Here is a 4,554-nt window from a genome sequence, read left to right as displayed (position 1 = left end):
GGGCCGAAATGGGGCCAGCGCTTCGAGGTAGCAGGCTAACGCGCATTCGCCGACGTAGAGGCTCGCCAGTTGCCTTCGGGGTCGTCGCACCTGCCGTCGAAGCGACCTCCCTTGGCGTGCCTCCAGGGGGTCCAATCCCAGGGCGTCGGCTCGTAGCCGATGCGATGCACACCCCGTGCCGCCCTTGGCGAGTGAGCGCTGTGCTGGGAAGGCACGACGCTACTTCCGGTCAATTGTGCTGCAACTCACGCGGGCGGGTTAGGTCTTCTGGCCTCGCGTTTGAAGGTCTTGCGGCGCTGTGCGCCGGCAACTGCGGCTGTTCGACTGGGAAAACAACCCCGCCGGTTGGCCCGGCCCAGGTTGAGCGCCCGCAAGGTCGGAGTGTTGCAGTGGAGAGGATGGAATTAGCGGGCCGCCGCTGGATGATCCGGTTACGGCGGCTGGTCGAGCCCGCTCTGGTGATGGTGACGGTCGCTGCGTTGGTAAGCGGCGGGATCGCGTGGCTGGCGGGATGGCGCACGGTGGCGGACTGGTGCTGGATCGTGGGCACGGTCGCCGCCCTGGTGCCCGCGACAGTGTGGCTGCTGGCGGCCTTGCGCAAAGGGCGGCTCGGGGTGGACCTGATCGCGGTGTTGTCGCTGGTGGGCACCTTGGTTGTCCACGAGTACCTCGCGGGCGCGTTAGTCGCGGTGATGCTGGCCGGGGGGCGCGCGCTCGAGGCGGCGGCCGAGCGGCGCGCCTCCCACGACTTGCGTGCGCTGCTCCAGCGGGCACCGCGGTTTGCGCGGCGGCGCGTCGGCTCCGAGGTGCGCGTGATCCCGCTGAACGAGGTGGCAGTGGATGACGTGCTCGTCGTCGGCCCGGGCGAGGTCGTTCCGGTGGATGGGCGCGTCCTTGACACAGTGGCGGTGCTCGACGAGTCGGCGTTGACCGGTGAACCGCTGCAGGTGGAACGCGCCGTGGGCGAGCCGGTGCGTAGCGGTGTGGTGAACGCGGGCAACGCGTTTGAATTGCGCGCGAGCGCCACCGCAGAGCACAGCACGTACGCAGGCATCGTGCGGTTGGCGTCCGAAGCCGCCGCCGAAAACGCGCCGACTGTGCGGCTGGCCGACCGCTACGCGGCGTGGTTTGTGCCGCTCACGCTGTTGGTCGCGGGTGCTGCCTGGCTGGCTAGCGGCTCGGCGGTGCGGGCTGTCGCGGTGTTGGTGGTGGCGACTCCGTGTCCGCTACTGCTGGCGGCGCCGGTGGCCATCGTGTCCGGATTGTCGCGGGCATCGCGCCACGGGGTGCTGATCCGCAGCGGCGGCGCGTTGGAAACGCTTGGGCAGGCAACGACGCTGGTGATGGACAAGACGGGCACGTTGACGATGGGACGCCCGGTCGTCGTGGACGTTGTGACCGCGCCGCGGCGTGACTCTGATGAGGTGCTGCAGCTGGCCGCGTCGGTGGATCAGATGTCGCCGCACGTGCTGGCCGAGGCCATCGTCACCGAAGCTCTCACCCGCGGTCTGCAACTGTCTTTGCCGACCAACGTGGTCGAACAACCCGGGCGCGGCGTCACCGCCATGGTCGACAACCACCACGTCGAGGTCTGCAAGCTCGCCAACGGTCAGACCAGTGCCCCATGGGCACGCGCGGCGGTCAATCGGGCGTGGCTGGACACCGCAGCGGTCGCTTGGGTGTGTGTCGACGGGGAGCCCATCGGTGCAGTGTTGTTGCGGGATCCGTTGCGCCGCAGCGCTCCTCGGACGATGCGCCGGCTGCGGTCGGCCGGACTGAACCGGCTGGTCATGCTCACCGGCGACCGTGCCGAGCCGGCCCGCGAAGTCGCCAACGTGCTGGGGTTGGACGAGGTGTACGCCGAACAAAGCCCGGCCGACAAGGTCGCCGCAGTGCGCGCCGAGCGCGATCGCGCGGTCACCGTCATGGTGGGCGACGGCGTCAACGACGCGCCGGCATTGGCGGCGGCCACGGTCGGAGTCGCGATGGGCGCGCGGGGCGCGACCGCGTCTTCGGAAGCCGCCGACATCGTGTTGACCACCGATCATTTAGGCCGGCTGGCCGACGCGATGGATATCGCCCGCTGGTCGCGACATATCGCCGTGCAAAGCGCCGTCGTCGGCATGAGCATGTCGCTTGTGGCGATGGTGATCGCCGCGCTGGGCTGGCTGCCGCCGGCTGCCGGCGCGCTGCTGCAGGAGGGTATCGACATCGCGGTGATCCTCAACGCGCTGCGCGCCTTGCGGGGCAACCCGGCCACCGAAGTGGAGCTGCCCGACGAGACCCAAGACATGCTGCGCCGCTTCGCGACGGAACATGACCAGCTGCGCGACACCCTGGGACTGCTGCGGGAGGCGGCCGACCGTCTGGTGGCCGGGAACGATCCTGCGGCGCTGGAGGCGGTGGCGCGGGCGCACAGGTTTCTCACCGAGCAGATCCTGCCGCACGAAAAGGCGGAAGACACCCAGCTCTACCCGGCGCTGGGCAGGCCGCTCGGTAGCGGTGAAGCCACCGCTACCATGAGCCGCACCCACGCCGAGATCCAGCGGCTGACTGACCGGATCGGCGCCCATCTGGCGCTGTCGCAGAGCTCCGGGGCGGTCCAGCCCGACCAGATCGACGACCTGCTGGCGTGCCTCTGCGGCCTTTACGCGGTGCTGCGACTGCACTTTGTGCAGGAGGAAGAAAACTACTTCACCCTCGCTGACGAACTTGACACCACCGATGGCCCGCGGCCGCCACAGCGACCCGACTCTGCGGCGACGGTACAGCGGAGAGGCGCCTCACACGGAAGCCAATCCCGCGTGTCATTGGCCAGAAGCGGGGATGAACTCGTGACTCGTCACGATGCCGGAGGGTACTGACCGCAGAACCGCGGGAGTCGCCGTTCGTCCAGAGGGGTGTTCGTGGTGGGCGTGCGCCGCCAGCTCGACCTTCCGCTGCTGTTCACCGTCGGCGCGGATGCTCCGGCGTTGTGCGCCGAACATCGCGGCCAGTGTGATGCCGAGGATGGCGCCTGCGATAAGACGATGCCCACGAGGAACTTCCAGAAGGCCACCAACAGGCACAACCCGATCAACACCGTGACGGCCAGGAAGACTGGGTGCTCGTGGGCCCGCAATCGCCAATCACCACCGACATCACGGTCCACTTCGTGCCGTCCCAGTAACCGAGCCACCCGAGCCTGCCGGATCCGGATACCACCCCGCGGGCGGCAGCCCGCCGCGGCAGCAGGGCACCGGTGGTAGCCGCGGCGTCAGTGGCCGGCGTCGAATTCTATGGGCCAGATGGGGATCAGGAACCGACCTTTGCTGCACTGGCCTGTGCTGCCGCATGCAAGTGCATCGCATCGAGTGACGCGGCTGCCGCATCCTCGATCACGATTCCAGCGAAAGCGATGGCATCGAGCGCGAAGGCTTCCGCCATGTCGGCGTCCCTCGCGGCTTCTTCGCGTGGCGGTCCTCTTTCTTGTGCTTCATGCTCTTGCGGACTTTGGTCGCGTGCTCATGCCATTTTTCTGGATCTATTGCTAACGAGAGGACTTCTTCTCGTGCGCTTCCGCGGCCTTCTCTTTCAAGCGACCGGCCGCTTCGCTCGCCTTATCGCGTGCGGCGGCGGCATCGGCCTCGAGTTGCTCCCGCGTACGCGCGCCGCCGGCCTTCACCTTCTCGGCAGCGGCTTTAGCCCTCTCTGAGACGTTGTCGAACTGCTCGCCCAAATCCTTGTCTGCCATTACGACTCCTCAATCGGGACACGAGGCGGCACTGCGCCAGCGCCATTGTCGATTGCTTGATGGTGACCCGTCATTGTTCGGGGTGACACGATCTGGCGCAGCAGATGAGTCGCTAGTGACAACCGATTCCCTCGACCTCCGCAAGCACCCCAGATGCGGGCCTCTATTAGGACCAATGGACATGCCGGTGGGGACAAATGGCACCTGATCAGCCGCGATCGGGCTTCTAGGGTCAGAGGTGAGTCGGGCGCATCGGGTGCTCGGGGTCATATTGCCTGCCGCGCGACTTGTTCTCTGCAGCGATTCCGAGGAGACGGTGAGATGCCTGAGCATGTTGTTCAACGGGGAATACTCGTCGGCGTCGACGGTTCTGCCAATTCGGACGCTGCTGTGCGGTGGGCCGCGCAAGAGGCGGCGATGCGGAATGTGCCGTTGACGGTGGTGCATGTGGCAAGCCCACTGGTCGGTGGCTGGTCGGCCTGGGAGTTCGCGGCGGCCCCTCCGCCCGAAGGGTTCGTCGAATGGCAGGAAGCGGAAGCCAATGGGGTGGTGGCTGATGCTGCCCGGGTCGCCGAACGCAGCACCGCCGACCACCGACCCCTGCGCATCAACCCCGACGTGGTGTTCTCTCAGGTGGTGCCCACCCTGGTCGATCTGACCAAGGAGGCGCAGATGATTGTGGTGGGGCGCCAAGGACAGGGTGCGTTCAGCAGCGCCCTGCTGGGCTCGGTCAGCAACGCGTTGGTACATCACGCGCACTGTCCGGTGGCTGTCATCCATGAGGACACCGGCCCAGCGCAGTCGAATGCGCCCGTCTTGGT

General features: G+C 67.3%; 4 protein-coding genes. 2 read left to right on the top strand and 2 right to left on the bottom strand.

From position 1 onward, the window contains the following. The first annotated feature begins 398 nt into the window (after positions 1 to 398). Positions 399 to 2,864 (top strand): heavy metal translocating P-type ATPase, encoded by a 2,466-nt coding sequence (locus VKI00_RS00100; protein WP_324434302.1) that lies wholly within the window; start codon positions 399 to 401, stop codon positions 2,862 to 2,864. Positions 2,865 to 3,294: 430 nt separating this feature from the next. Here VKI00_RS00100 and VKI00_RS00095 read toward each other — a convergent pair whose 3' ends face one another. Together VKI00_RS00095 and VKI00_RS00090 are read right to left on the bottom strand one after the other, a co-directional pair. Continuing rightward, the gene (locus tag VKI00_RS00095; protein WP_324434300.1) at positions 3,295 to 3,426 is read right to left on the bottom strand and encodes a hypothetical protein; all 132 of its coding nucleotides are present in this window, start codon (positions 3,424 to 3,426) and stop codon (positions 3,295 to 3,297) included. 103 nt (positions 3,427 to 3,529) lie between these two features. After that, a complete protein-coding gene (locus VKI00_RS00090) occupies positions 3,530 to 3,733 on the bottom strand; it encodes a hypothetical protein (protein ID WP_324434298.1) in 204 nt (67 codons plus the stop codon). Positions 3,734 to 4,054: 321 nt separating this feature from the next. Between VKI00_RS00090 and VKI00_RS00085 the strand changes: the two genes are divergently transcribed. Continuing rightward, positions 4,055 to 4,554: universal stress protein (locus VKI00_RS00085; RefSeq protein ID WP_324434296.1), on the top strand; the 500-nt coding region annotated here is incomplete at its 3' end.

It is taken from the genome of Mycobacterium sp. (assembly GCF_035314665.1).
Lineage (GTDB): Bacteria > Actinomycetota > Actinomycetes > Mycobacteriales > Mycobacteriaceae > Mycobacterium.
The sequence above is the reverse complement of the archived record's forward strand: the minus strand, read 5'-3'. Positions and strand labels throughout refer to the sequence as shown.

Excerpts from the sequence above, each read along its gene's own strand:
- VKI00_RS00100 (WP_324434302.1), top strand. The coding sequence starts at position 399 with ATGGAATTAGCGGGCCGCCGCTGGATGATCCGGTTACGGCGGCTGGTC.
- VKI00_RS00090 (WP_324434298.1), bottom strand. The coding sequence starts at position 3,733 with ATGGCAGACAAGGATTTGGGCGAGCAGTTCGACAACGTCTCAGAGAGG.
- VKI00_RS00095 (WP_324434300.1), bottom strand. The coding sequence starts at position 3,426 with ATGGCGGAAGCCTTCGCGCTCGATGCCATCGCTTTCGCTGGAATCGTG.